A 24,219-nucleotide genomic window follows, 5' to 3' on the forward strand; every position below is an offset into this window, starting at 1 on the left:
GCAGTTTCATAAACTCAAACGAATTATAGTGAATTATCGGCCGAAAGTCAAACAGCACTAGACTCCGCAGCCATCTTCTCTTCAAGTTGATCAATATATTCATATAATGATTCCTGGACATCATCTTTCGTTTCGAAGGTATTAATTTGATCACGAATGCGTCCGTTGCCACTTAATCCTTTTAAATACCAAGCTGCATGCTTTCTCATCTCACGTACAGCAACCGATTCTCCTTTAAGATCAATCAAACGCTCCAAGTGGATCATACAAACATCAATCTTCTCACGTGGAGTCGGATCTGGCATTAACTCGCCACTTTCAAGGTATTTGACTGTACGATAGAGCATCCATGGGTTACCTAATGCCGCTCGTCCAATCATCACCCCATCTACTCCAACCTCATCAATCATACGACGAGCATCTTGAGGGGTTTGGACATCGCCATTTCCGATAACAGGAATAGTAACAGCATTTTTTACCTCTTTAATAATGTTCCAGTCAGCATGCCCTTCATACATTTGTACACGTGTACGACCATGAACAGCAACTGCGCTTCCTCCTGCACGTTCAACTGCCTGTGCATTTTCAACCGCATAAACATGATCGGCGTCCCAGCCAATACGCATCTTAACCGTTACAGGCTTATCTACGGCATCAACCGTCGCTGCAACCATATCATAAATTTTGTTAGGGTCAAGCAACCATCTCGCACCTGCATCACATTTTGTGATTTTTGGTACAGGACACCCCATATTAATATCAATAATATCTGCATTTGTATTTTTGTCTACAAATTTAGCCGCTTCAACTAATGTCTCTTTCTCTCCACCAAAAATTTGTAGGCTTAGTGGCTTCTCGCGATCATCTACATAAAGCATACTTAGTGACCTCTCATTTTTATGGAGAATAGCCTTGTCACTTACCATCTCTGCACACACTAATCCTGCACCAAACTCTTTCGCAATTAGACGAAACGCAGGGTTACAAACTCCCGCCATCGGGGCAAGGACAACTTGGTTGTTCATTTCGATATTTCCAATCTTCAACACTATATATTCACCTCCGTATAATCATCTCTTGATCAAGTCTTGCTTTGTTATATTAAGGATTGAGGTCACTTTTTCGAGCATTTTCTCATCAGGTAACCTGCTCCCTCTCTCTACTTCACCTAAAACAGAAACTGAAATTCCCATCTCTTTAGCGAACCGTTGCTGGGTAAAACCTTTTAGCTTTCGGAATGCCCTGATTCTTCTTCCCCAACTTTCGATCTCCATACATTTACACCCTCTTTATCTGGCAACGCCTCATATATATCTTCAATCGATTGATTACGCATTTGAAAGTAAATTGTTGGCTCTAGTTCATAAAGCGGTACGATCACAAATGCACGCTCAAACATTCTAGGATGAGGAATGCATAAGTTCTCTATTTTCATATTTTGTTGATCAAAGAGAAGAATGTCAAGATCTATCGTTCTAGGTCCCCACCTGATATCACGCTTGCGTCCGCATGTATCTTCAATTGACTGCGTAGTTGCCAATAATTTCTCTGGGCTTAAATTTGTGTGAATTTGAATGACCATGTTCAAAAATGATTGCTGATCAACATATCCGATAGGTTCTGTTTCATAGATTGACGATGTTGCTACGACCTCTATATCATTCTCTCTTTGTAAACGGTCAATGGCTTCCTCTAAATAAGCAGCTCGATCACCAATATTAGAGCCGAGTGCAATGTAGACATTATGCTTCATTTTTCCCCCTTGTAATCTCAACAGCGACAGATTTGTAGTGCCCTGGAATAGGAGGATCAGGTTTAATAAGTTTCACGGTACAGAGTTCTAGGCGCTCATATGAAGTAAGTAACTCTTTTGCAATTTTCTCAGCCACGGTTTCCACCAATTTATAAGGTTTACCCTCGACAATTTCTTTTACTCTTTTATAAACATCGCCATAGTTGATCGTCTCGTCAATGTCATCTGTAGCACCCGCCTCTTTTAAATCAAGCTCTAGTGTTAGATCGACGTAAAAACGTTGACCTAACTTGTTTTCTTCTTTAAAAACACCGTGAAAACCGTAAAATTCAAGTCCATCCATATAGATCTTATCCATTATGAACCACTCCTCCTAGCATCGCATCCATCATTTTGGCCATCCGACTCATTTCTACTACATCATGAACGCGAACAATTTCGCATCCCTTGGCAATTCCCAAACAAACCGTAGCGCCAGTTCCTTCTACCCGCTCATCTACAGGTAGATCTAACGTTTTAGCAATAAATGATTTTCTAGATGTACCTAACAACACGGGATAACCAATAGCAACAAACTCATCAAGTCTACGGATCGCTTCTAAGTTTTGCTCATAGGTTTTCGCAAATCCTATACCAGGGTCTAGTATAATCTTCTCGTCACTAACCCCTGCTCGGTGACATAAGGCGACACTTTCATCAATATCACGTTTCATATCTTCTAAGAGGTCTCCGTAGTCCTTGTTATCACGATTGTGCATCAAGATAATTTCTGCACCTGTTTCAAAAGCCACTTGTGCCATCATAGGATCAGCTTTAGCTCCCCATACATCGTTGATAATATTAGCCCCTGCTTTGATCGCTTCCCTGGCTACTTCAGCTTTGTACGTATCAATTGAAATAGGGACATCAACAACTTCCCTTACCGCTTTAATAACTGGAATAACACGTGCTAGTTCCTCATCTGCAGGAACTTTCGCAAATCCTGGTCGTGTAGACTCACCGCCAATATCAATGATATCTGCACCTTGTGCTACCATTTCATATGCTCTTTTAGCCGCGACTTCAACCTCGTTATACCTTCCTCCATCTGAAAAAGAGTCAGGTGTAGCGTTTAAAATCCCCATAATCTTTGTTCGATTTCGCACAACGATCTCTCCTTATAGCTCGCTTCTACTTAAAAGCGCTCGGCATTGTTCTTGGTATAATTGCTGAAGTTTTTTTGTTACAGGTGGGCTAGACTTATACAGATGAGATTGAATGGATGTAAGGGATACAACCTCTTGAATTGAATTGGTCACAAAAGCCTCATCCGCCTCATATAAATCTTTCTCAAGATAAAAACCTTCTTCTACTTCATACCCCTCTTTTTGTAAAAGTCTGATTACAAACTGCCTTGTTATACCATTCAGAATACCCGTTTTAATGGACGGGGTATACACTATACGTTTCTTTACCCAGAATAAATTCGAAACAATCCCTTCTGCTAGATGATCCTCTTCCGTTAAAAAGAGCCCTTCTATACTAGGGTCTGGCCCTATCTCACGCTTTGCTAATAAGTTATTTAGATAATGATGAGACTTTAATCTTACTTTCGTTTCTGGTGTGTTCCGTCTAGTCTTTAGAATAATCCCTTGTTTTTCTACCTTCATCTTTTGAGGAATCGACTTTATATAAACGATGGTTGTAGGCTTCTCGTAATGACCCGTGTAAAGTCCAAGCCCTTTATCACCTGCTGAGACATTCCACCTTACATACGCATCCATCTCCCGAAGGTCATTTGCTTCAATTAAATCATCAAGGACTTTGCGGACTTCCTCGGTATTCATGTCCCACTCTATCCCTAATGTGGTGAGCCCTTCTTTTAAACGGCGAAAATGGTCATCCAATAAAAAAGGATGACCATTATACACACGAAATGTCTCAAATAAACCTACACCATACATGTAACCATGGTCAAAAGCAGACACTTTCGCTTCCTCTTCCAACACCATTTCACCATTTACATAGACAATCATTCTACCGGCTCCCTGCGGTATGTTCTAATAAAATTGCGTAACAATTCCTTTCCTGCATCCGTCATGATGGATTCTGGATGGAATTGAACACCTTCTACAGGCAGTTCCTTATGACGAATCGCCATAATTTCGCCTTCTTCCGTTTCAGCCGTTATCAGGAAGCAATCCGGAAGACTCTCTCTTTTAACGATTAACGAATGATACCTAGTAGCCGTCAGAGGCGTTGGTATATCTTTGAATATTGTTTCTTGGTTATGTTTGACTAGAGAGGTCTTCCCATGCATAAGACGTCCTGCTCGCACAACCTCTCCTCCAAATACTTGAGCAATTGATTGGTGACCAAGACACACACCGAAAACAGGAATCTTTCCAGCGAAATAACGAATCGCCTCTAAACTTATTCCTGCCTCATTGGGGCTGCATGGCCCTGGTGAAATCATTAAGTAATCAGGATTTAACTCTTCAATTTCCTCAATGGTGATTTGGTCATTTCGTTTTACAACCAACTCCTCACCCATCTCACCTAAATATTGGACCAAGTTATACGTAAATGAATCATAGTTATCAATCATAATAATCATATCTTTTCCTCCTCAGCTCGATGAACTATTTACTCGTTCTCTCAACTCTTCTTCACTCAACTCAAGTGCATGCCATAATGCTCTTGCTTTCTTAGACGATTCCTTATATTCATGACGCGGGTTTGAATCGATCACGATCCCTGCTCCAGCTTGAACATGTGCTTGCCCATCTTTACAGACCATGGTACGGATTGTGATATTAAGCTCCATTTCATCATTAAAGCCAATCCAACCAATCGAGCCGGTATAAATCCCTCTTCTTACCGGTTCTAGCTCTTCTATGATTTCCATTGTGCGGACTTTAGGAGCTCCAGTAATTGTTCCACCTGGGAAGGTTGCTCGAATTACTTCGTAAAGATCATGCTCAGAACTAAGTTTCCCTCTAACATTTGAAACGATATGCATAACATGGGAATATTTTTCAATGACCATCAACTCATTTACTTCAACACTTCCATATTCACATACCCTGCCTAAATCATTTCTCTCAAGGTCTACAAGCATGACATGTTCAGCCCGTTCTTTTTCATTTTCAATCAAGGAGGCAGCAAGCTGTTGATCTTCCTCCGCGTCCTTCCCTCGTGAACGAGTTCCAGCAATCGGACGAGTACTGACCTCTATACCTTGTTTCTTGACAAGTAACTCAGGGGAGGCACTGACAAATTGAAAAGCGGGTGTATGAAGGTAACTCATATAAGGCGATGGGTTTAGCTTACGTAATGTCTCATAGACATGCATCGCCTCACAGGTCAAACCTTTTGATTGCCTTACAGAGAGATTTACTTGGAACACATCACCTGCTGCAATATATTCTTTTATCTTTTCAACAGCTTCTCCAAATTCCTCTTCACTCATCGAAGCAGAATTTCCATGTGTTGTTTTTTGCACTTGATAGTTCCAAGCAGTTTCAGGTCGGGAGCTCTTCCAAGCCTGTTCATAATCTTTTAAACGCTCATCAAGGTCTGCTGAGTCGCCTTGTTCACCATGGACAATGACCCACATCTTTTCTTCTATATGCTCATAGATAAATACATCATGGAACAGCATGAAAAAGAGATCAGGTAGGGCGAGGTCATCCTCAGCAAGAAGGGGCAATCGCTCAATTTCTCGAACAATATCATAACTTAAATAACCCATCGCTCCCCCTTGAAAAGATGGGATACCTGGTATAACAGCTGTTTTATAAGGAGCCATCACTTCTTTTAATGAATCTAACAGCTTCCCTTTTTTTATCTCCTCATGCTCACCCTTTTTAACCGTTAAGGTGTCTCCTTTTCCTTCAATAATAGCAAATGGATCAAGCCCAATAATGCTATACTGCCCTCCACGTCCACTCTCTAAGAGAACTTGATGAGTCTTATTTTTTGATAGATGTTTATATGCTGCAAACCATTCATCCTTCGCTAATGAAAAAGAGGTGGCTTTCGCTATCCAGTTGTCTTTCTTTACGTTCTCTCGTTGCAACGGCTTCACTCCGTTCGTATCATTTACTTCTATGTATTCATTTTACATGACTACGAAATAGAAGAAAAGAACAAGAGCTAGGATTAGCTCAGTCTATTAATGGAAATCCACCTCTAAACAAAAGTAGCCCTACCCAAAAGGTAAGACTACTTTAACGCTAAATCTTAATCTTCAAATTGATAAAGTGGTGTACTTAGGTAACGTTCACCGTTTGAAGGGATAATCGCAACCACTTTTTTACCTGGTCCAAGCTTTTCAGCAAGTTGTAGCGCTGCATAGATCGCTGCCCCAGACGAAATTCCACCTAAAATTCCTTCTTCCTTTGCAGCACGGCGCGCATATTCAAAAGCTTGCTCAGTAGATACTTGAATCACTTCATCATATACCTTCGTGTCTAAAATATCAGGAACAAAGCCAGCACCGATTCCTTGGATTTTATGCGGTCCAGGATTTCCACCAGATAAAATTGGTGAATCTTGTGGCTCTACTGCCGCAATACGGAGATTCGGGAAGTGCTCCTTTAAAAATCCACCAGCACCCGTAATCGTCCCCCCTGTTCCAATACCTGATACAAACCCATCTAATTGGCCATCAGCTTGTTCCAGCAATTCTTTACCTGTCGTTTCGCGGTGAATTTTAGGGTTTGCCTCATTTTCAAATTGTTGTGGCATAAAGTAGCCATTTTCCTTTGAAAGTTCCGTAGCCTTACGAATTGCTCCACCCATGCCTTCTGGACCTGGAGTTAATACAAGCTCAGCTCCGTAAGCTCGTAATAAGTTACGGCGCTCCATACTCATGGTTTCAGGCATAACTAGCTTTGTTTTGTATCCTTTTGCAGCAGCAACCATTGCTAAGCCGATACCCGTGTTACCACTTGTAGGTTCTACAATTGTATCACCAGCTTTAAGCGTGCCATCTTTCTCGGCTGCCTCAATCATCGCTAAGCCGATACGATCTTTTACACTGCTTCCTGGGTTCATAAACTCAAGCTTTAAATAAACATCAGCATGCTTATCCGTGACAAGACGATTTAATTTGACTAGCGGCGTATGACCAATTAACTCTGTAATCGATTGAACAACTTTCATATATAGCGCCTCCTAATTCCAAGTAAATTCATAGGTTTTGTTTAAAATAATGTTAGCAGACGTTTTCAGATAAGTCAATCAATGAATCCCTTAATTTTCAAAATTATTTTGATTCAGCAATCAATTCCTCTAATTCACTTACATCAAATGTATACACTTCATTACAGAAGTTGCAACGCGTCTCAGCTCCACCATCTTCAGCAATCATCGAACGAATCTCTTCTTCACCTAAGCTTGTTATCGCATTAGACACTCGCTCTTTCGAACACGTACAAGAGAAAGCAACTGGCATTTTATCGAGAATTTTCACATTATCATCACCTAGAAGAGCGTTTAGCATTTCTTCAGGTGGCATTCCCGCCTCCACTAATTTTGAAATAGGAGGAATAGAGCTTAGTCTCTTTTCAATTTCCGTAATAACCTCATCATCAGCTCCAGGCATTAATTGAATGATAAATCCTCCTGCTGCTAAAATCGAGTTGTCAGGGTTCACAAGAACACCAACTCCAACAGATGAAGGTGTTTGTTCTGATGAAGCAAAATAATATGTGAAATCTTCTCCAAGTTCTCCTGAGACAATCGGTACACTTCCTGTAAAGTTATCTCTCATTCCAATATCTTTTACAATAGATAGATATCCGTCTGTACCAACTGCTCTTGCAACATCAAGCTTCCCATCCTTATTTAAATCAAAATGAGTTTGAGGGTTGGTTACATACCCACGTGATTCTCCTTTCGTATTACTATCAACAATAATTGCGCCGATTGGTCCCCTTCCTTCAATTTTCACAGTAAGCTTCGCGTCACCTTTTAACATCGCGCCCATCATAGTACTTGCCATCATCGCACGACCTAATGCTGCTGATGCAGTAGGCCACGTACCCTGTCTTCTGACTGCTTCGTCAATCATTTCTGTTGCTACTAATGCATATGCACGAACTTTCCCTTCAAAACCTGTTGCTCTTACTAAATAATCACTCATGGTGAACATTCTCCTTTTAATTGGTTTATCCTTTTTTATTACTATCTTTATTCTTCTCATAAATGATTCGGAGCCCTTTTAAAGTGAGAAAAGGGTCAACGACATCGATACTTTTAGCTTCTGTTGAGATCAGACTCGCTAAACCTCCTGTGGCAATAACTACAGGAACTTCTTTTGATTCTTCTTTCATTCGATTGACAATTCCATCAACCTGCCCCACATAACCAAAGAAAATACCAGCTTGCATCGCATGAATCGTATTTTTACCTAGTATTTGTTCAGGCTTTGCAATTTCAATACGAGGAAGCTTAGAAGCCCTTGTATATAAAGCTTCTGTTGAGATGGAAATCCCGGGTGCAATCGCTCCACCCATATATTGTTTTTGCTCGTTGATGTAGCAATACGTAGTGGCCGTACCGAAATCGACAATAACAAGTGGACTACCATACAATTCTATCGCTGCCACTGCATTAACAATTCGATCGGCTCCAACTTCCCTCGGGTTATCATATTTTATGTTTAATCCTGTTTTAATTCCAGGACCAATGATCATTGGTTGCAACTTAAAATACTTTTTGCACATTTGTTCTAGTGAGAACATGATGGGAGGAACCACAGAAGAAATAATGATACCAGCAATGTGATTAAAGTTTAGCCCCTTATCATTAAATAAAGCTTTAATCGACATCGCATACTCGTCTTCTGTATTTTGTCTGCTCGTTGCTATACGCCAATGGTATACAAGCTCTTCTTGTTTATAGACACCTAGAGCGATATTGGAATTTCCTACATCTATTACGAGGATCATATCTTCACCACATCTTCTACAAAAATGGATTTCAAATTTGAGTTTAAACGAAAAAAGAGAGGATGTCGATTCCGACACCCTCCCTCTAATCAATTGATTAGTCATTCTTTTTGTTCATATCATCTTTTTCAATCGGCTCACCTGTATTTGGCTCTTGTGGTTGTTCAGGCTCTACCTCAGTAGATTCCTCTTTTTTAGAGTTAATGTTCACTTTCACATCGGACTCTTCAGCCTTGTCTTTATTAATATGAGCATTTAGGTGATGGCCTTCTGGAAGCTTTCCGTCATTTACTAATGACTTAATTTGCTCAGCATCCAATGTTTCCATATCAAGCAAGGTTTTAGCTACAAGATCTAAGCTATCCTTGTTCTCAAGTAAGATCTCCTTACAACGCACATAACATTCTTTAATAATGCGTTGAACTTCAAGATCGATCTCATGAGCAAATGCATCACTATAGTTTTGTTCATTTTGAATGTCACGACCGAGGAATACTTGCCCACCTGATCCTGAGATAAATTGCATCGGTCCAAGCTTTTCACTCATACCATATTCTGTAACCATTTTTCTAGCAATACCTGTAGCTCGTTGGAAGTCATTGTGAGCACCTGTGCTCACTTCTCCAAACGTTACTTCCTCAGCGACACGTCCACCGAGTAAACCAATAATTTTATCAAGTAATTCTGGCTTTGTCATAAAGTAACGATCTTCCTTAGGAAGCATTACTGCATAACCACCAGCCATACCACGCGGAACAATGGTTACTTTATGAACCATATCGGCATTCTCTAGCCTCACACCGACAACCGTATGACCCGCTTCATGCCAAGCGACAATTTTCTTCTCTTTCGGTGAAATGACACGGCTCTTTTTAGCCGGACCTGCAATCACGCGGTCAATCGCTTCTTCAATATGAATCATACTTATCTTCGTATGATCATGTCTTGCTGCAACAAGGGCAGCTTCATTAAGAAGATTTTCAAGATCCGCACCAGAGAAACCAGGCGTTCTTGTAGCGATTGTTTTTAAGTTTACATCGTCATTTAATGGCTTATTTCTAGCATGTACTTTTAAGACTTCTTCACGTCCAATGACATCCGGACGGTTAACTTGAATTTGACGGTCAAAACGTCCTGGACGAAGTAGGGCAGGGTCTAGGATGTCAGCACGGTTAGTGGCAGCGATGATAATAATTCCTTCATTGGCACTAAATCCGTCCATTTCAACGAGTAATTGGTTTAGTGTTTGTTCACGCTCATCGTGTCCTCCACCAAGACCAGCTCCACGTTGACGACCTACAGCATCAATCTCATCAATAAAGATGATACATGGTGCATTTTTCTTTGCATTTTCAAATAAATCACGTACACGGGATGCACCGACACCGACAAACATCTCAACGAAGTCAGAACCACTTATTGAGAAGAACGGTACGCCAGCTTCACCGGCTACTGCACGTGCAAGTAATGTTTTACCTGTACCCGGAGGGCCTACTAATAGGACACCTTTTGGAATACGTGCACCAATAGCAGAGAATTTACGAGGGTCTTTTAAGAACTCAACAACCTCCACTAGTTCTTGCTTCTCTTCATCTGCACCAGCAACGTCTTTAAATTTCGCTTTTTTCTTGTCTTCATTAACCAACTTCGCTTTACTCTTACCAAAGTTCATTACACGGCTTCCGCCACCTTGAGCTTGGCTTAGTAAGAAGAAGAAGAGAATAAATATAATGATGAATGGAATAATCCCAGTGAAAAATTGAACCCATCCACTTGTTTCATCAGCAGGTTCAATATCAAGGTTAAATGGAGCTCCACCTGGTCCTTGGGCACCTGTCAACACTTCAGCAGATTGTTCACTTTTAAGTGCATATGTTTGGAAATATTCATCTTCAGCTTGATCTGTAAATTGACCTCGCACTAAGTACACTTGTCTCTCTGGCTTTACTGACAACTCTTGAACCTGACCATTCTCAAGTCTTTCTATGAATGCATTAAATGATACGTTCTCTGTTTCTGTTTGATCAGAGTTGAATACACTCACAATCCCGACAATGACTAGGAAAATGAGTAAATAAAATATCGTATTACGGAATATCCGATTCATTCTTGACCTCCTCCGACGGGCGTTATAGCTTGGTTTATCGTATCATAATTATTCTTTACCACTCAAATATTAACTCTCGTAGATTTCTGGCTTTAACACACCGATATACGGTAGGTTACGATAACGCTCAGCATAATCTAGCCCGTAGCCAACAACAAAAGCATCTGGCACTGTGAAACCTGCCATATCTGGAACAAGGTCAACCTTTCTACCGTCCGGCTTATCAAGCAATGTAACAACTTTTACCGACTTTGCTTTACGGTAATGGAAAAGTTTAATAAGGTAACTTAACGTTAAGCCACTATCAATAATGTCTTCAAGAATTAATACATCGCGACCTTCTACAGATGTATCTAAATCTTTTAAGATTTTCACTTCTCCTGAAGAAACCATTCCTTTTCCATAACTTGAAACATCCATAAAGTCCATTTCAAGATGTGTATCGATCCTCTTTGTTAAATCGCCCATAAATGGCATAGCACCTTTTAAAACACCAACTACTAGAGGAAAACGACCATCATACTCCTCTGTAATTGCCTTGCCTAACTCTCTTACTTTTTCTTGGATTTCTTCTTCTGAGATTAATACTTCTTTAATTTCGTCCCTCATCAATTTAAAATGCCCCTCCTGTAATGGACTTATAATCATGAAACAAAAAAAACTCATCATTTGGTGTAAACACCAAAACAAGTACACGTTTCGTCTTATCCGTGATGTCTGTACTCTTTGACCGATGTAAAAACGGAACCCACAATACCTCTCCATCTCCATCGGTTAACAAAGGCCATGCCCCCCTAAAAGACGCATCCACCTTCTTATCAATAAACAACCGACTCACCTTTTTTGAACCAGTCATCCCTCTTCCTGTAATGCGATCACCGGGAAGTACTCCTCTTATAGACAGAGGAAATATTAGCTTATCGGCATCTAAGAAAGTCATATACTTTTGTTCTTTAGGTATGTCAGAAGTCTCTAGATAATAAGAAGTGAATCTACCAGTCACAACATCAACTTCTCCTGGCACCGAAAGGTCAACATGTGGTTGCTGAATGCGTTTGGGTGGCTTCAAAGAAAAGTGGCAGCAATCATAGCTAAGGTATGCAAAAAGACCGTTTGCTAAATGAAGTTCCTTAGACGGTTCATGCCTTTTGAGCAGACGTTGAACCTGCTCAATATGTATAGACGTACTAGATGGTGAATTTTTCCCGTAAAGATACCTTAATATTAGATGAATCACCCTTCTTTGTAAAGGGAAGCGCAGACGTTCAATCGCTTCAATTAAAATTGTTATCGATTGTTCACTTTTTTGGAGGATAATTCCCTCTAGTGCCTCTTCAGCTAATTCCATCAAAAATTGCTGATCATCTCTCTGCCATTCGTGATACCTCTGCATATGAGTATGAATGCTGGGGTTTTCTTTTTTGATAAAAGGCATTAAATGATGTCTAAATCGATTTCGTGTATATTTCATTGAAGAATTACTTGTATCACTTCTCGGAAATAGACCTACCCTATTACAATAGTGCTCGATTTCCTCTTTTGTTATTCCCAAAAATGGTCGAATAACAAACCCATTTTCAAGAAACCTCTTCTCATTGATTCCGGTTTCCTTTAAAAGGTTCACTCCTCGAACCATTGTCATCAAGATGGTTTCGGTTTGATCATCTCCATGATGAGCAGTAGCCAAACAACTAGTCGGCTGTGCTTTTAACAACTCGTCAAACCACTGATAACGTAACTGGCTTGCAGCTGCTTGAGTGCCAAGCCCATTTTTTGTGGCAAAACCAACGATATCAAGTTTTGTTGTATGAAAAGGTATGCCATATTCTCCGCAAAAATTAGCCACATAGTGTTCGTCACTATCGGACTCTTGCCCTCGTAACTGGTGATTGGCATGAGCTGCTTCAATACGAATATTGTATATTTTTCTCATCTCCCACAAATAAAAGAGGAGAGCCATCGAATCAGGTCCACCTGATGTAGCAACGATAACGGTATCGACCCCTTTTAATAACTCATGCTGAGCGATAAAATTATGAACGTCTTGATTCATATCGCTGTCCTATACCTCCTTTACCAAATGAGAAGATCGACAACGCAAAAACAAGTCCTGCAGCAATAGCTCCTGCTTGAAGCATCGTTTCAATTCCAAGCTGAAGTCCTTCAATATAATCTCCATCTACAAAAGCTAACATTGTAAAATAGGCACGACTCCCAGGAACTAGGGGAATAATCCCTGGTATGCTAAATGTTGTGACGGGAACCCGATATTTTTTCGCTAAAAAGTGCGAGATCGTTGCACTAACGATTGAAGCGATAGATGTCGCAAAAATGACAGATACATCCCAATTGGGTAAGGTAGAATAAATAAACCATGAAATCGATCCAATTAATCCACCAAGCCAGATTACTCGATAAGGAACATTAAAAATGACCCCAAATGCCACCGTAGCCATAAAACAAAAGATTAATTCTACTATCATTGATGCCCCTCCTTATAACAACAGGGCAATTGCTAACGCAATGCCTGTTGCAATCGATAATGCTGTAATAACAGCTTCAGCGCCACGACTGACTCCAGCAATTAAATCACCAGACATCAAATCACGAACAGCATTTGTAAGAGGAACTCCAGGTACTAATGGCATTAAGGTCCCAATAATTACTTGGTCAAGATTCTCACCCAATCCAAGCAAGACAAGAACAATAGCTACAACTCCACCTAAAAAAGCAGACATGAATTCAGCAAAAAATTTCACTTTCATATATTCCTGGAGGGTTACCACACTCCAACTTGCTGAAAAACCCGCTATAAAGGCTGGGATCGTATCAAATAAATTCCCCCCGAATAAATAGGAAAAAGCTCCCCCTGCTACACCTGAGGCAATATGAAGCAACAAAGGAGAGTAATTCATCGGAGCTTTTGCAATCTCATCTAATTTCATGTAAGCGACATCACCATCTATTAAGCCGCCTACAAACTCTCTTGATACTTGATTTACAAGAGATACTTTATTTAAATCTTGCATACGATCATCGACTCGAATCATCTGCATGACATCATTGCCTTCTACATCAAATGACAAAAAGATTCCGGTCGTGGTTACAAAGCTATGCACATTTTTAAAGCCTGCAGACTTTGCCATACGCTCTAGTGTTTCTTCAACTCGATAGGTCTCTGCCCCATATGTGAGCATAATTTCCCCTGCGAGCATGCATATATCCATCATCCGATCTGCATTCATGCCTTGCCCCCCGTTCTATTCTTACCAATTGACTACCCTACATCATTTGTCCAAATAAGTATAGGATATATGCCAAAAGAATAAAAGAGCAGAAGAGGAAGATTTCTACAAAGTAAGATGATTTCTTCTTTTTCTTTCGTTTTATATGTTTTGCCTTTGGTTTTTTTTGCGGTTTAACTCTCGTTTTGGGCGCTGTATAACTAGAAGCACTTGATACCGCTTGAACAAGCTCTTTTCTCATCTCAGTTGCATACGCATACTTTCCTTGTAAGGCTTTTAAAATAACGGATCGGTAGGGTCCTAAATAGTTACTTTCCTCAACCATCTGTCTTAACTGATTAAATGGCTTCTCCCCCTTTTTATCAAATCGTTTAGGATATGCACAATTAATCATAATCATTGCCACAGCAAATAAGTCATAGCTTGGCTCCGCAACTCTTGTTCCACACCCCCAGTATCCACGGTCATAAAACTCTGTATATTCTTTAATAGAACGACCTAATAAAGTCGTTCCACCGACATCTAACCAACGAATACGCGCCGGAGGTCCGACTACTAACAAATTGTCAGGCTTCAAGTCGCCAAAAGCCCAACCTGCCTGATGGAGCTTCTCTAAATCACCCAATAGTTGGATCATTAAGATTCCGAACCATTCCGAACCCCTTTTTGATAAGTAATCCATTAACTCACTACCATCCAAGTATTCCATGGCATAAAACGGTAAATTTACACCATTTATAACAGCGTCATCAACATCTAACAAAGAAGGCCCAAGCGTTTGCCCTTGGACCTTGGAGAAATGCTTTAGTACGTTCACTTCAGATGTAATAGCCATATTATCAACTCCGACTTTCAGAGCCACAAGTCCAGAGACCGATTCTGCTAAATAAACCTTCCCTGTAGCCCCAGAACCTAGCGAGCGAATCACTTTATATCTATTTTGATGCCACTTTCCAATCAATCTTGTTCCAACCGCTAACTTATAAGCCGGATTCTCTGAATAGCTGTTCTTCATCACCAGCCATCAAACTCCTTCTTGAACCGCCTTTAGAAAACTTTTGGAGAGCAGCTTGCAACGCAGGCCCCGTTGGCGTGATTCCACCTGAAGACAGCTTATGAAAGACACCTGTTAACGATTGTAATTGCGGAGTCCAATCAAGCAATCTGTCAACCTCTCTTCTTTTCCCGGGAAATGCATATAAAGCAAATCGATTTTCTCCCATGCGAGAGGTTAAGCTAATTGATAGATCTGTTAACGCCTCTTGTACCATTGGTAGTTTATTGTTCATACTAGCACTCGTATCAACAAGAATTAGAACATCTAAATGAATGGTTTCACCCAGCTCATCTACGACTTCCATTACCTGCCCACGTTTTTCAGGAGAAAGATCTTCCATCTCCTGGTCCTTACCTAGTATTTGTTGAAGTTCTTTGTTCACCACCCCATGTAAGGTTTGGGTCATTGCTTTTCTTGTAACCATTTGTACCGTTTTGGCCAATTGTTTTGCATAAACAATTTGACTAACCCCGCCTCCAGCAAGAGCTATTGCTTCAATTTCATCAATACCTTGTTTATTTAGATGATCTTCATCCACCACACCGATAACGTTTACTGTTATTCCTTGCTCTTTAGCAAGTGCTGCAATCGCAACTGGATCTTCGCCTTGATTTGAGTGGCCATCCGTTAACAATAAAATTTGCTTTAAAGTACCTTTACTCAAAACTGATCCCCTCCAAGTAGTCTGAATGTTACCATCATTCACCACCTAGAGAGGATTTATACGTTTACTTTTTATCAGAGTGTGGAATAGGGTAAATAGAGAAAACCTTACGCTCTCTTTCTTAATAATTTGTGAGACTTATAGAGCGGAATAGCTGCCCATTTAGGCGTATTACGCTTCACCTCGGTTACAATAATGGTCATATCATCTTCTATTGCACCTCGTCCTGAACGAATGACTTTTTCTAACATAACATCAGCTACCTCTTGAGGGTCTGTCGTGTCGAGTTCATTAATCATACGACGAATCCACATTTCTTTGTTCTCCACATGCTTAGGAGCTTCAAAGATTCCATCACTCATCATAATTAACAGGTCACCAGGCTTCAATTGTTCGCTAACCACATCGACATCAAACTCTTGAATGATTCCCATCGGAAGATTACTAGCTTCTATCTTTATCACTTTATCGCCACGTTTTATAAAGCTTGGTATGGATCCAATTTTTAAGAACCGTGCAGTTGCATCTTGGAGGTCAATCATCGCGAGATCAAGTGTAGAGAATATCTCATCTGTTGTCCGGAGAGATAACACCGAATTAACTGATTTAATAGCAACTGTTTCTTCGATCCCTGACTGCAACACTTTTTGCAATAATTGCAGGGTCTCGTTGCTCTCTAGATGCGCACGCTCTCCATTTCCCATTCCATCACTGATCGCTATTGCGTATTTGCCTGCCCCTAACTCAATCGTGGAGTAGCTATCACCAGAAACATACGCACCCCCTTTTGCAACATTAGCAATCCCTGTTTCTAGCACAAATTTCTTTGCTGAACTAAAGGAGATGTGACTATATCCATTGGGATAGTAAGACCGTTCTTCTGCCTTTACTACAATCGTTTCTTTCATTACATCAGATAACATAGGAGCTATAATTTTTTCAGCTTGGCCGTGCCCTTGATCAAAAGAAATACTCATCTCAATCTCAACATTCCCTTTTTCTAAGCTATAGATATCGATATGCCCAACCTCAAGCCCCACTCCTCTCAACGCTTCTAGCATTTGCTCTTCTTGATGATGATGCGCTTGCTTTTCTTTTTGGATTTCTTTTGCAAAATCACCCATTACACGAGATACGCCTAGTAGTTGATCTGCTACAAGCTTGCGACTTTCAAGAACTTGCCGCTTTAACTTTTGATTTGCTTGATAATGACCATGCTCTTGTTCAATTGCTTGGATCACTTTTTCTGGCTTTATACATTGTTTCTTCCAATCCGAGAGCAACATATGACTTCTTACTTCACCATATTGTTCAGTTTCAGTCATAAGTTTTTGCATCGACTCATAGGTTGTAGAGAAGTTTTGTACCCAACATTTTTCTTTTTTAAAACAAGCCTGACATGTTTTTTCCGTCACATTACTTAAGAAGTAATCAACTTCTCGTTCTGCATCTTCTGGAAGATCAGCATCCGGTGTCGACTGAAAACTTTGGGAAAGCGTTTGAAATAGAGTAGAGAACTGCTCCACTCTTCCAGCTGTTACATCTCTTATTTTGCGAAGATATTGTTGCTGTTCGTTGGAATATTCGCTCGTTCCAGGGATGTATCTTGCCAGGCGACCTATTAACTCTCTCGGTGTAAGCATGAAGATTGCAATAGCTGCAAGCGACTCGAGCAGAGTTACAGACACATTTGATCCGCCCTCTCCATATAAACCAATTAACAACGTACCTACTAATAAACCAACCCCGACCCCAATTTTCTTACCATCTTTTAATAGACCTCCTAGTAACCCTGAGAAAGCAAGCAGGCTCATCTGATACAAACTAGCAACGCTTGCCAAACTCAGGATAAGACCTGTTACGACACCAACAGTTGACCCAATAGCCGCCCCACCAACAAATGCAAAGATTAAGACTAAATAACGAGCTAGAACATGCTCAACCGTCACATCATAAATAACCCAGCCAACAGTCCCTGTCATAACAGATGCTAAAAGAATAATTAAGCAAACAATTTCTTCATTTCGTAATGGTTGCTTTAGTTTTTTAGATGTTACCAGAGGTACACTTTGTAAGAAAATCATTGTTAAAATAAAGCTAAGACCTGCCTCAACCGTTGCCATCATTAGAGCATAGTTTGTCACCGTACCTTCAAGGATGAAGACTAAACCAAGCCTTGCAGTCATACTCGCTACAAATACCGTGTAAGGCAAAGCTTTAATTGTTTTGTCCATATACCTAGCTACTACCTTCTGCATAAGAACATACAAGAAAATTGCGATAATGACAAAAGCAATGCCGCCATGATAACTGGTTAGAGCTCCTGCCATTAAAGCCATGGCTGCTATACCAGCTTTTTCGCGTTTTAGCATGTAAACGGCAGCTAAAAATGGTAATACAAAAGGTGTTAGCTCAGATAGGATCATGGCTCGTCCTAATAAAAAACCTACAACAGCGACAAGCAACCCCCATTGATAAAATATAGCCTGAGTCGTTTTACCAGCCTTTGTAAATACATCGCCCGTCCAACCGATCATCTTTTCATGGACCATTACACTACCACTACGAGCTGGTCCGATCATTGCTTTGGCTGCCTTCCTTATCATCTTCGTCCACCACCCCTATTAGAATCGTGGTTTCATTATACACAGAATTATCTTTCAATTTTTGTCAGAATTAGGTTTGCTTGCAAAAGAATCGTTCGACTTCATTCGTCTAAAAAAGGAAAAAATAAGCACTAAAAAGCAAAAAAGGGCTCTTTGACCTCTCATATTCTAGGAGAAATAAGCATAGTTTGAAGAACGTTCGGGAAGAGTTTTATGTTTAGGAGGGTTATATCTATGATTTGAAAACACAAAAAAACTTGAATCTGAATAGATCCAAGTTTGTATATGTATATGGTAGCGGCGGAGGGAGTCGAACCCACGACCTCACGGGTATGAACCGTACGCTCTAGCCAGCTGAGCTACACCGCCATATGTTGTGTCAATTGCGACAAGTATTAATATACACCCTTTTTCAAAAAGAGTCAACACTATTTTAAGAATTTATTAAAAAGGTTTTTCTTCTATCTCTCATAAAGAAAAGACAAGCATAAATGCTTGTCTTTCAATTTGTAGAAAGAAGCGGACAGCAAGTTAACCACGGCGTGCGCCACGACCGCCACGCTTGGACTCCGTTTGACGCTTAATAGTAGATAGGCGCTCTTCACTATCTTTCAAGAAACGACTCACCTTATCTTCAAATGATGGTGCAGGTCTGCTGTTGGTACGAGGTCCGCGGTTTCCACCTTGTGGGCCTCTACCACCACCTTGTGGACGTGGTGGACGTCCTTGAGTGCTTGGACGACTTGGACGTGCAGGTCTTTCGGAACCTTCCGGACGGTCTTTAGCTTTACGAATGGATAAGCCAATCTTACCATCCTTCTCAACATTAACGACCTTTACGGTAACTTCTTCTCCAACCTTTAAAAATTCATTAATATCCTTCACATAATTATCAGCAACTTCACTGATATGCACAAGGCCGGTAGAACCGCCCGGTAATTCAACAAAAGCTCCAAAATTTGTAATTCCAGTAACCTTACCCTGCAACTTGCTGCCTACTTCAATTGACATGAAAAAATAGATCCTCCTTAGAAATCTGTAAATATTCGTTTCTTACATTATACCCGAATGAAAAAAAAGGTGTCAATCAGCTGAAGAATCTGGAAGCTTAAAGAGGGTTTCTCCTGGCTTGGACAAATAATAATCTCTTCTGGCAATCTCGGCTATATAATCTAAATCATTGTAATTAATGATTTCTTGTTCTAGTCGACTTTCTTCAGCTTTTAGCAATTCTAGCTCTTGTTCAAGGGCTAGCTTTTCTTCTTGTTTTTCATTAATTGATGATGCTTGGGCATAAAATGTCACCGATGCGATTCCTGCAAGAATGAAACCTATAATACCAAGTACACTTAATCGGCGAATTAAACCTCTGCGTTTTTTAGCTTGAAATTCTAGTTCTTGCTCTCGCTTTTCAATATACTTAGAATCCATTTCTCGCACCGTTGATGAACGCTTCGTGACCATATTATCCCCTCCTTACTCTTTCTTTTTCCTCATCGCTTGCACATATTCCTTTATTTTCAAATAAAATGGCGAAAGTTTTTCCCATAAACGTTCAAGTCGAGTTATTCGAAAGACAAATAATAACATCCATTTTAAAGGTCTCCAGATCATTCTAGCAAGAAATAAAAAGATTGCTAGAATAGCTGTTACTACCATCATACCTAAGGAATAAAGTAGTTTCAATAAGTACTTGATCGGAACAATGAGTAGAACGTTAAATAAATTCTTAATAACACGATAAAAACCGACAGATAATCGAATTATTTGCTCTAAAACTCGTTTGTAGGTTGTCTGTAGCAATGCCATATAACAAGCATATCCACATAAAATGGCTAAAAAAACATATAAGCGAACTTCACCATGATTCGATACAAGCAAGACGTAGAAAACAATGAGCCCTTGGATCAGCCAAAATAATAGATCTTTGCAGGCAGTCAACCAATGAAAAGATCGTCTTTTTCGAAGGAAACGTCCATACGTATCAATCGCTGCACCGAGCCATATGCCCATGGCAGCCATTGATAGCATTGTATAAAATTGAATCGTTAAACTCACTTGAATAGCTTCCCAAAGAACCCTTTGGATTTATCTTGCTGGCTTTGATCAAGGTAGACAAAGTCATCAACTTTTCCTTCGATTGAGACAAGACCTAATTCAACATTGAGGTTCTTCATATGGAGGTTGCGTCCTCTAACAGATAAAAAGCCCATTACCGTCTCTAGCAAGAACTCTTCATTATCAAAGCTTTCTACTTGCTTTACACCAGTGATATCTAATTGTTTTCTCCCACGCAGGGTGACATCGTGATCATTATTTTTCCTTTCCCGTCCCATTGGAGTTCCAAACTCATATTGCTCAGTCATTTTTATCTTCCCCTCTCCGTTCTTTACCACAAGTCTATGAACGGACTAAATAAAATAGAACAAGCTCCATCCAACAGGGAACTTGTTCTATTCTTACTTAAAAGGGTTGATTTTTATCTTGAAGCGATTCTTCTTTTACAATCGTATACATTGAACTCGCTTCTTCTTTACGGCTCGTTTCTTTCACTTCATTTATCTTTACAGTCACAAGTTTTTGACCAAAACGAACAATAAGCTCATCTCCAGCCTTTACATTAGAACCAGCTTTCGCTTGAAGACCATTAATCGTAATACGCCCTTGATCACATACTTCCTTTGCTAATGTCCGTCGCTTAATTAAACGGGATACTTTCAAAAATTTATCTAGTCTCATAATCTCTCTCCTCCGTTACTTATCGTTTAATTTTGCTTCATCCCAATACGCATCGAGCTCCTCCAATGTATGCTCAGTAAGAGATCGACCCGATTCGCTCACCTGATCCTCAATGTAATGAAAACGGTTTTTAAATTTACGATTAGTCGAGCGAAGTGCTTCTTCGCTATCTAATTTATAATAGCGAGCAATATTGACAATCACAAATAAAATATCACCTAATTCTTTTTGCATATTCTCATTATGATCGTTGTTCACTTCTTCCTTAAATTCCTTCAACTCCTCGTCAAGCTTATCCCACATCGGACCTACTTCATCCCAATCAAACCCTACACGCGCAGCCTCTTTTTGTAATTTCTCTGCAATCATAAGGGCCGGTAACCCGTTAGGAATACCGTTTAATATACTTTCTCGTTCGGTAGGTTGATTTTCCTTCTCGGCTTGTTTAATTTGTTGCCAATTATCTACCACTTCCACAGAATTCGAAACATTTTTATCACCGAATACATGAGGATGGCGACGAATCATTTTCTCAGAAGTTGATTGAACAATATCTTTAATTGAGAACCATCCCTCGTCTTCACCAATTTGAGCATGAAGCATTACTTGTAGCAATATATCACCAAGCTCTTCAATAAGGTGATCATCATCTTCTTCATCAATCGCTTCTAAAACTTCATATGTTTCTTCGATTAAATACTTTTTCAAGGATTGATGAGTTTGTTCCTTATCCCATGGACATCCATTAGGGCCTCTAAGTGTAGCAATCACTTCACGTAATCTAGTAAATTCACCATTTAGTAACGTTTCATCTTTTACAGGCGGCACATAAACTGCCGTTAAATTATTTAAAGTTGTGGCGTGATCTAATTCATAAAGTGGAACACGCGTAAGTTGTTGTGCGGTTGAGCCTACGGCTGTTGCAATAATCACTTCATAATCATCGGGTAAACGCTCCATTAAGGTTAATTTCACATCAGAGGCAATCATAGCATCGTATACTTGAACAATGATGATATGTTGTGTTAATTCTAGTTCATCACGGCGTAGAGCAGTTCCATCTACAATTTGACACCCTTCAATCGGATCAATTTTCAAGGCATTGTACATCGGATCGAGGAAGCTTTGCCCTCCTAAAAACTCTAGATGAACATCTTGATTACCGGCTATCTCAATTAATAATTGTATCGTTCTTTCTGCAACAAACGGATGTCCAGGCACCGCATATGTAATGGAACCCTTTGACGATTCATTAATCAATTTCTTAACAATGCTTTGATAAACATCTTCAAATTGATCATGTTGTTCATAAATCGAATCAAAAGATTGAAACGTTACACCCTCTTCTTGTAGCTCAGTTAAGACTGGGTGATCTTTCGTACGTACGAATAATTGATCTGTTTGCTTTAAATGTCGGTACACTCCAAGAGGTAATTGCTCAAGTTCTCCTGCACCTAGCCCTATAACAGAAATTGTGTTCATTACATCCACCTCTTACTTTCTACGTAACTTTTGTCTAATTTTATTCAACTTCGGTACGAATTCCCACTCCCGACTGTTCATAATCGGCCAATAAAAGAAGCAAACAACCATGAAAATGCCCCCAACACATGCAGTTGTAAGTGCATATATACTTGCTAGTAGGCGCTCATTCGTAATCATTGTAAAGTGGGTTAGACCAATTTGCCAGCTAAACGTCGTGAGGGCTAGGAGACCGAAAGCTCCTATTAACAATAAATAAAAATGGTTTGATTGAATAATGAATCCATCTAATTTTTTTAATAAAATCAGTTGAATGATTGCCATTGTTCCAATTGCTAATACAGTGGCAAGTGCTGCACCTACTGTTCCAAGAAAAGGGATCATCAATAAATTGCCAGCTAGCTTAATACCAGCCCCAATCACCATCATCTTGGCCGGGATATGGACATGGCCATACCCTTGAAAAATGGCAGCAGTGGTTAAATAGATCGAACTAAAGAAGATGGCAAATGCCAGAATCGCTAAAACATGTGAGCCTTCGCCGTTTCCATAGAGCATGCTATTTGTAGGTTCAATGATCATAAAAAGGCCAATAGAGGCAGCTCCTCCAATAAACAAAGTAAGCCTCATCGCCAAATCACGATAGATCCGTGCCTTTCCATATTCTTTGGTCGCGATTGCTTTTGCGATCAATGGTACAAGCGCTAACGAGAAGGTAGTTGTCACAATTGTCCCTAGCTGTAGTAACGGTTGACCGCGATCGTAAATACCCTTTTCCTTAAAAGCCATCTCTTGATATAAGCCAAATTTATTGAGCAACGGAATCATTGTAAAGGCATCAATGAACTGAAAAAAAATAAATAATAGAGCACTTATGCAAATAAAGATACCTTGTTTAAAAAGGAGTGCATGAACCTGCCATATTTCTTTGAAAGAGGCTCCTTTAACCTTTAACAAACTAGACCATGAAATATCTTTAGATAACAACGCTAATACAATCACTCCTGCAAGGCCGCCTAATAATGAACCATATATAGCGCCCATTCCTGCTTCATACGGATTAGCAGACTGCCTCATCACCACCACAACAAACACAATAATCATTGCCACTCGAACAAACTGTTCACTGATGTGAGAAATAGCAGTCGGCAGTAGCTGTTGTCTTGATTGATGAAGGCCTCTTCCTACGCTCAAAAAAGGAATAAACCAAAATGTTAAACTGACTGCACGTAATGGTGCAGTTAGTTGTGCATCCCCCATCACTCGAGCAAGAGTCGGTGCAGCCAAATGCAACATCGCCCATAAAGATGCAGCCAGTACTAATAAGCCATAAAAAGAAATAGCAAGAGTCAGTCTCGCTCCTTGTTGGTCGCCATTCGCTTCAAGTTCAGCCACCCGTTTTGAAATGATAACGGGAAAACCGTACATCGATAACAACATTACAAGCCCATAAAAGGGGTAAAGTTGTTGATACACATAGAAACCGATATCGCCAGCAATATTTTGATAAGGGATTCGATACCCGGCACTCAATACTTTCGCTACTAACGCAGCAGCTGATAATGCCATTGCACCTTTAATCAGTTGATGGCTTCTTTCTTCTTGCAAAAGTTGTCCTCCTCCACTTA

General features: G+C 40.1%; 26 protein-coding genes and 1 tRNA gene. All 27 read right to left on the minus strand.

Features of this window, described 5'->3' with window-relative positions; all coding sequences use genetic code 11:
* Positions 1-47: 47 nt before the first annotated feature.
* The gene (gene dusB, locus AB3N04_RS10995; protein WP_368502877.1) at positions 48-1,049 is read right to left on the minus strand and encodes a tRNA dihydrouridine synthase DusB; all 1,002 of its coding nucleotides are present in this window, start codon (positions 1,047-1,049) and stop codon (positions 48-50) included.
* 21 nt (positions 1,050-1,070) lie between these two features.
* Positions 1,071-1,274 carry a helix-turn-helix domain-containing protein gene (locus AB3N04_RS11000; RefSeq protein WP_082153729.1) on the minus strand — a complete coding sequence of 68 codons (204 nt, stop codon included), beginning with the start codon at positions 1,272-1,274 and terminating at the stop codon, positions 1,071-1,073.
* Entirely contained in the window at positions 1,226-1,753 is a 528-nt protein-coding gene (gene folK / locus AB3N04_RS11005) for a 2-amino-4-hydroxy-6-hydroxymethyldihydropteridine diphosphokinase (protein WP_368502878.1), read from the minus strand. The genes AB3N04_RS11000 and folK overlap by 49 nt, the downstream gene beginning before the upstream one ends.
* Positions 1,743-2,111, minus strand: a complete 369-nt coding sequence (folB, locus tag AB3N04_RS11010) for a dihydroneopterin aldolase (protein ID WP_047972814.1) — start codon at positions 2,109-2,111, stop codon at positions 1,743-1,745. The genes folK and folB overlap by 11 nt, the downstream gene beginning before the upstream one ends.
* A complete protein-coding gene (gene folP, locus AB3N04_RS11015) occupies positions 2,104-2,877 on the minus strand; it encodes a dihydropteroate synthase (protein ID WP_368506029.1) in 774 nt (257 codons plus the stop codon). The genes folB and folP overlap by 8 nt, the downstream gene beginning before the upstream one ends.
* 33 nt (positions 2,878-2,910) lie before the next feature.
* Entirely contained in the window at positions 2,911-3,768 is an 858-nt protein-coding gene (gene pabC / locus AB3N04_RS11020; protein WP_368502879.1) for an aminodeoxychorismate lyase, read from the minus strand.
* Complete coding sequence (gene pabA, locus AB3N04_RS11025; RefSeq protein ID WP_368502880.1) at positions 3,765-4,349, minus strand: aminodeoxychorismate/anthranilate synthase component II; 585 nt, start codon at positions 4,347-4,349, stop codon at positions 3,765-3,767. Before pabA ends, pabC begins: the two co-directional genes overlap by 4 nt.
* A gap of 12 nt (positions 4,350-4,361) precedes the next feature.
* Positions 4,362-5,813 (minus strand): anthranilate synthase component I family protein, encoded by a 1,452-nt coding sequence (locus AB3N04_RS11030; RefSeq protein ID WP_368502881.1) that lies wholly within the window; start codon positions 5,811-5,813, stop codon positions 4,362-4,364.
* Between the two features lie 164 nt (positions 5,814-5,977).
* Positions 5,978-6,901, minus strand: coding sequence for a cysteine synthase A (gene cysK / locus AB3N04_RS11035; RefSeq protein ID WP_317123885.1), 924 nt, complete (start codon positions 6,899-6,901; stop codon positions 5,978-5,980).
* A 103-nt stretch (positions 6,902-7,004) separates the two neighbouring features.
* Positions 7,005-7,883 carry an Hsp33 family molecular chaperone HslO gene (gene hslO / locus AB3N04_RS11040; protein WP_368502882.1) on the minus strand — a complete coding sequence of 293 codons (879 nt, stop codon included), beginning with the start codon at positions 7,881-7,883 and terminating at the stop codon, positions 7,005-7,007.
* Positions 7,884-7,908: 25 nt separating this feature from the next.
* Positions 7,909-8,691 carry a type III pantothenate kinase gene (locus AB3N04_RS11045; protein WP_368502883.1) on the minus strand — a complete coding sequence of 261 codons (783 nt, stop codon included), beginning with the start codon at positions 8,689-8,691 and terminating at the stop codon, positions 7,909-7,911.
* 97 nt (positions 8,692-8,788) lie between these two features.
* A complete protein-coding gene (gene ftsH / locus AB3N04_RS11050; protein ID WP_368502884.1) occupies positions 8,789-10,798 on the minus strand; it encodes an ATP-dependent zinc metalloprotease FtsH in 2,010 nt (669 codons plus the stop codon).
* Between the two features lie 69 nt (positions 10,799-10,867).
* The gene (hpt, locus tag AB3N04_RS11055) at positions 10,868-11,407 is read right to left on the minus strand and encodes a hypoxanthine phosphoribosyltransferase (protein WP_317123881.1); all 540 of its coding nucleotides are present in this window, start codon (positions 11,405-11,407) and stop codon (positions 10,868-10,870) included.
* 4 nt (positions 11,408-11,411) lie between these two features.
* On the minus strand, positions 11,412-12,851 hold the full coding sequence (tilS, locus tag AB3N04_RS11060; RefSeq protein WP_368502885.1) for a tRNA lysidine(34) synthetase TilS: 1,440 nt from the start codon (positions 12,849-12,851) through the stop codon (positions 11,412-11,414).
* On the minus strand, positions 12,832-13,281 hold the full coding sequence (locus AB3N04_RS11065) for a threonine/serine exporter family protein (RefSeq protein ID WP_047972499.1): 450 nt from the start codon (positions 13,279-13,281) through the stop codon (positions 12,832-12,834). The genes tilS and AB3N04_RS11065 overlap by 20 nt, the downstream gene beginning before the upstream one ends.
* A 12-nt stretch (positions 13,282-13,293) precedes the next feature.
* The gene (locus AB3N04_RS11070; RefSeq protein ID WP_047972500.1) at positions 13,294-14,043 is read right to left on the minus strand and encodes a threonine/serine exporter family protein; all 750 of its coding nucleotides are present in this window, start codon (positions 14,041-14,043) and stop codon (positions 13,294-13,296) included.
* A 37-nt stretch (positions 14,044-14,080) separates the two neighbouring features.
* The gene (locus tag AB3N04_RS11075; RefSeq protein ID WP_368506030.1) at positions 14,081-15,058 is read right to left on the minus strand and encodes a protein kinase family protein; all 978 of its coding nucleotides are present in this window, start codon (positions 15,056-15,058) and stop codon (positions 14,081-14,083) included.
* Positions 15,024-15,764 carry a VWA domain-containing protein gene (locus tag AB3N04_RS11080; protein WP_047972502.1) on the minus strand — a complete coding sequence of 247 codons (741 nt, stop codon included), beginning with the start codon at positions 15,762-15,764 and terminating at the stop codon, positions 15,024-15,026. Before AB3N04_RS11080 ends, AB3N04_RS11075 begins: the two co-directional genes overlap by 35 nt.
* Before the next feature lie 107 nt (positions 15,765-15,871).
* Positions 15,872-18,370, minus strand: a complete 2,499-nt coding sequence (gene spoIIE / locus AB3N04_RS11085; RefSeq protein WP_368502886.1) for a stage II sporulation protein E — start codon at positions 18,368-18,370, stop codon at positions 15,872-15,874.
* Between the two features lie 292 nt (positions 18,371-18,662).
* A tRNA-Met gene (locus AB3N04_RS11090) sits at positions 18,663-18,739 on the minus strand.
* 162 nt (positions 18,740-18,901) lie between these two features.
* Complete coding sequence (locus AB3N04_RS11095; protein WP_317123877.1) at positions 18,902-19,381, minus strand: S1 domain-containing RNA-binding protein; 480 nt, start codon at positions 19,379-19,381, stop codon at positions 18,902-18,904.
* Between the two features lie 72 nt (positions 19,382-19,453).
* On the minus strand, positions 19,454-19,834 hold the full coding sequence (locus tag AB3N04_RS11100) for a septum formation initiator family protein (RefSeq protein ID WP_317123876.1): 381 nt from the start codon (positions 19,832-19,834) through the stop codon (positions 19,454-19,456).
* 12 nt (positions 19,835-19,846) lie between these two features.
* The gene (gene yabQ, locus AB3N04_RS11105; RefSeq protein ID WP_368502887.1) at positions 19,847-20,428 is read right to left on the minus strand and encodes a spore cortex biosynthesis protein YabQ; all 582 of its coding nucleotides are present in this window, start codon (positions 20,426-20,428) and stop codon (positions 19,847-19,849) included.
* Positions 20,425-20,736, minus strand: a complete 312-nt coding sequence (gene yabP, locus AB3N04_RS11110) for a sporulation protein YabP (RefSeq protein WP_368502888.1) — start codon at positions 20,734-20,736, stop codon at positions 20,425-20,427. Before yabP ends, yabQ begins: the two co-directional genes overlap by 4 nt.
* A 97-nt stretch (positions 20,737-20,833) precedes the next feature.
* The gene (locus AB3N04_RS11115) at positions 20,834-21,109 is read right to left on the minus strand and encodes an RNA-binding S4 domain-containing protein (protein WP_368502889.1); all 276 of its coding nucleotides are present in this window, start codon (positions 21,107-21,109) and stop codon (positions 20,834-20,836) included.
* A 15-nt stretch (positions 21,110-21,124) separates the two neighbouring features.
* Complete coding sequence (gene mazG, locus AB3N04_RS11120) at positions 21,125-22,591, minus strand: nucleoside triphosphate pyrophosphohydrolase (RefSeq protein ID WP_368502890.1); 1,467 nt, start codon at positions 22,589-22,591, stop codon at positions 21,125-21,127.
* A 12-nt stretch (positions 22,592-22,603) separates the two neighbouring features.
* Positions 22,604-24,199, minus strand: coding sequence for an oligosaccharide flippase family protein (locus AB3N04_RS11125; RefSeq protein ID WP_368502891.1), 1,596 nt, complete (start codon positions 24,197-24,199; stop codon positions 22,604-22,606).
* Positions 24,200-24,219 lie beyond the last annotated feature (20 nt).

This window comes from Alkalihalophilus sp. As8PL, from assembly GCF_040939795.1.
Taxonomy (GTDB): domain Bacteria; phylum Bacillota; class Bacilli; order Bacillales; family Bacillaceae_D; genus Alkalihalophilus; species Alkalihalophilus lindianensis.

Bases quoted from the DNA above. Each gene is read 5' to 3' on its own strand.
- folB (WP_047972814.1), bottom strand. From the start codon at position 2,111: ATGGATAAGATCTATATGGATGGACTTGAATTTTACGGTTTTCACGGT.
- spoIIE (WP_368502886.1), bottom strand. From the start codon at position 18,370: ATGATAAGGAAGGCAGCCAAAGCAATGATCGGACCAGCTCGTAGTGGT.
- yabP (WP_368502888.1), bottom strand. From the start codon at position 20,736: ATGACTGAGCAATATGAGTTTGGAACTCCAATGGGACGGGAAAGGAAA.
- folP (WP_368506029.1), bottom strand. From the start codon at position 2,877: ATGGGGATTTTAAACGCTACACCTGACTCTTTTTCAGATGGAGGAAGG.
- cysK (WP_317123885.1), bottom strand. From the start codon at position 6,901: ATGAAAGTTGTTCAATCGATTACAGAGTTAATTGGTCATACGCCGCTA.
- ftsH (WP_368502884.1), bottom strand. From the start codon at position 10,798: ATGAATCGGATATTCCGTAATACGATATTTTATTTACTCATTTTCCTA.
- AB3N04_RS11070 (WP_047972500.1), bottom strand. From the start codon at position 14,043: ATGAATGCAGATCGGATGATGGATATATGCATGCTCGCAGGGGAAATT.
- pabC (WP_368502879.1), bottom strand. From the start codon at position 3,768: ATGATTGTCTATGTAAATGGTGAAATGGTGTTGGAAGAGGAAGCGAAA.
- hpt (WP_317123881.1), bottom strand. From the start codon at position 11,407: ATGAGGGACGAAATTAAAGAAGTATTAATCTCAGAAGAAGAAATCCAA.
- AB3N04_RS11045 (WP_368502883.1), bottom strand. From the start codon at position 8,691: ATGATCCTCGTAATAGATGTAGGAAATTCCAATATCGCTCTAGGTGTC.
- pabA (WP_368502880.1), bottom strand. From the start codon at position 4,349: ATGATTATTATGATTGATAACTATGATTCATTTACGTATAACTTGGTC.
- folK (WP_368502878.1), bottom strand. From the start codon at position 1,753: ATGAAGCATAATGTCTACATTGCACTCGGCTCTAATATTGGTGATCGA.
- AB3N04_RS11075 (WP_368506030.1), bottom strand. From the start codon at position 15,058: ATGAAGAACAGCTATTCAGAGAATCCGGCTTATAAGTTAGCGGTTGGA.
- AB3N04_RS11065 (WP_047972499.1), bottom strand. From the start codon at position 13,281: ATGATAGTAGAATTAATCTTTTGTTTTATGGCTACGGTGGCATTTGGG.
- AB3N04_RS11100 (WP_317123876.1), bottom strand. From the start codon at position 19,834: ATGGTCACGAAGCGTTCATCAACGGTGCGAGAAATGGATTCTAAGTAT.
- tilS (WP_368502885.1), bottom strand. From the start codon at position 12,851: ATGAATCAAGACGTTCATAATTTTATCGCTCAGCATGAGTTATTAAAA.
- AB3N04_RS11000 (WP_082153729.1), bottom strand. From the start codon at position 1,274: ATGGAGATCGAAAGTTGGGGAAGAAGAATCAGGGCATTCCGAAAGCTA.
- hslO (WP_368502882.1), bottom strand. From the start codon at position 7,883: ATGAGTGATTATTTAGTAAGAGCAACAGGTTTTGAAGGGAAAGTTCGT.
- AB3N04_RS11095 (WP_317123877.1), bottom strand. From the start codon at position 19,381: ATGTCAATTGAAGTAGGCAGCAAGTTGCAGGGTAAGGTTACTGGAATT.
- mazG (WP_368502890.1), bottom strand. From the start codon at position 22,591: ATGAACACAATTTCTGTTATAGGGCTAGGTGCAGGAGAACTTGAGCAA.
- AB3N04_RS11115 (WP_368502889.1), bottom strand. From the start codon at position 21,109: ATGAGACTAGATAAATTTTTGAAAGTATCCCGTTTAATTAAGCGACGG.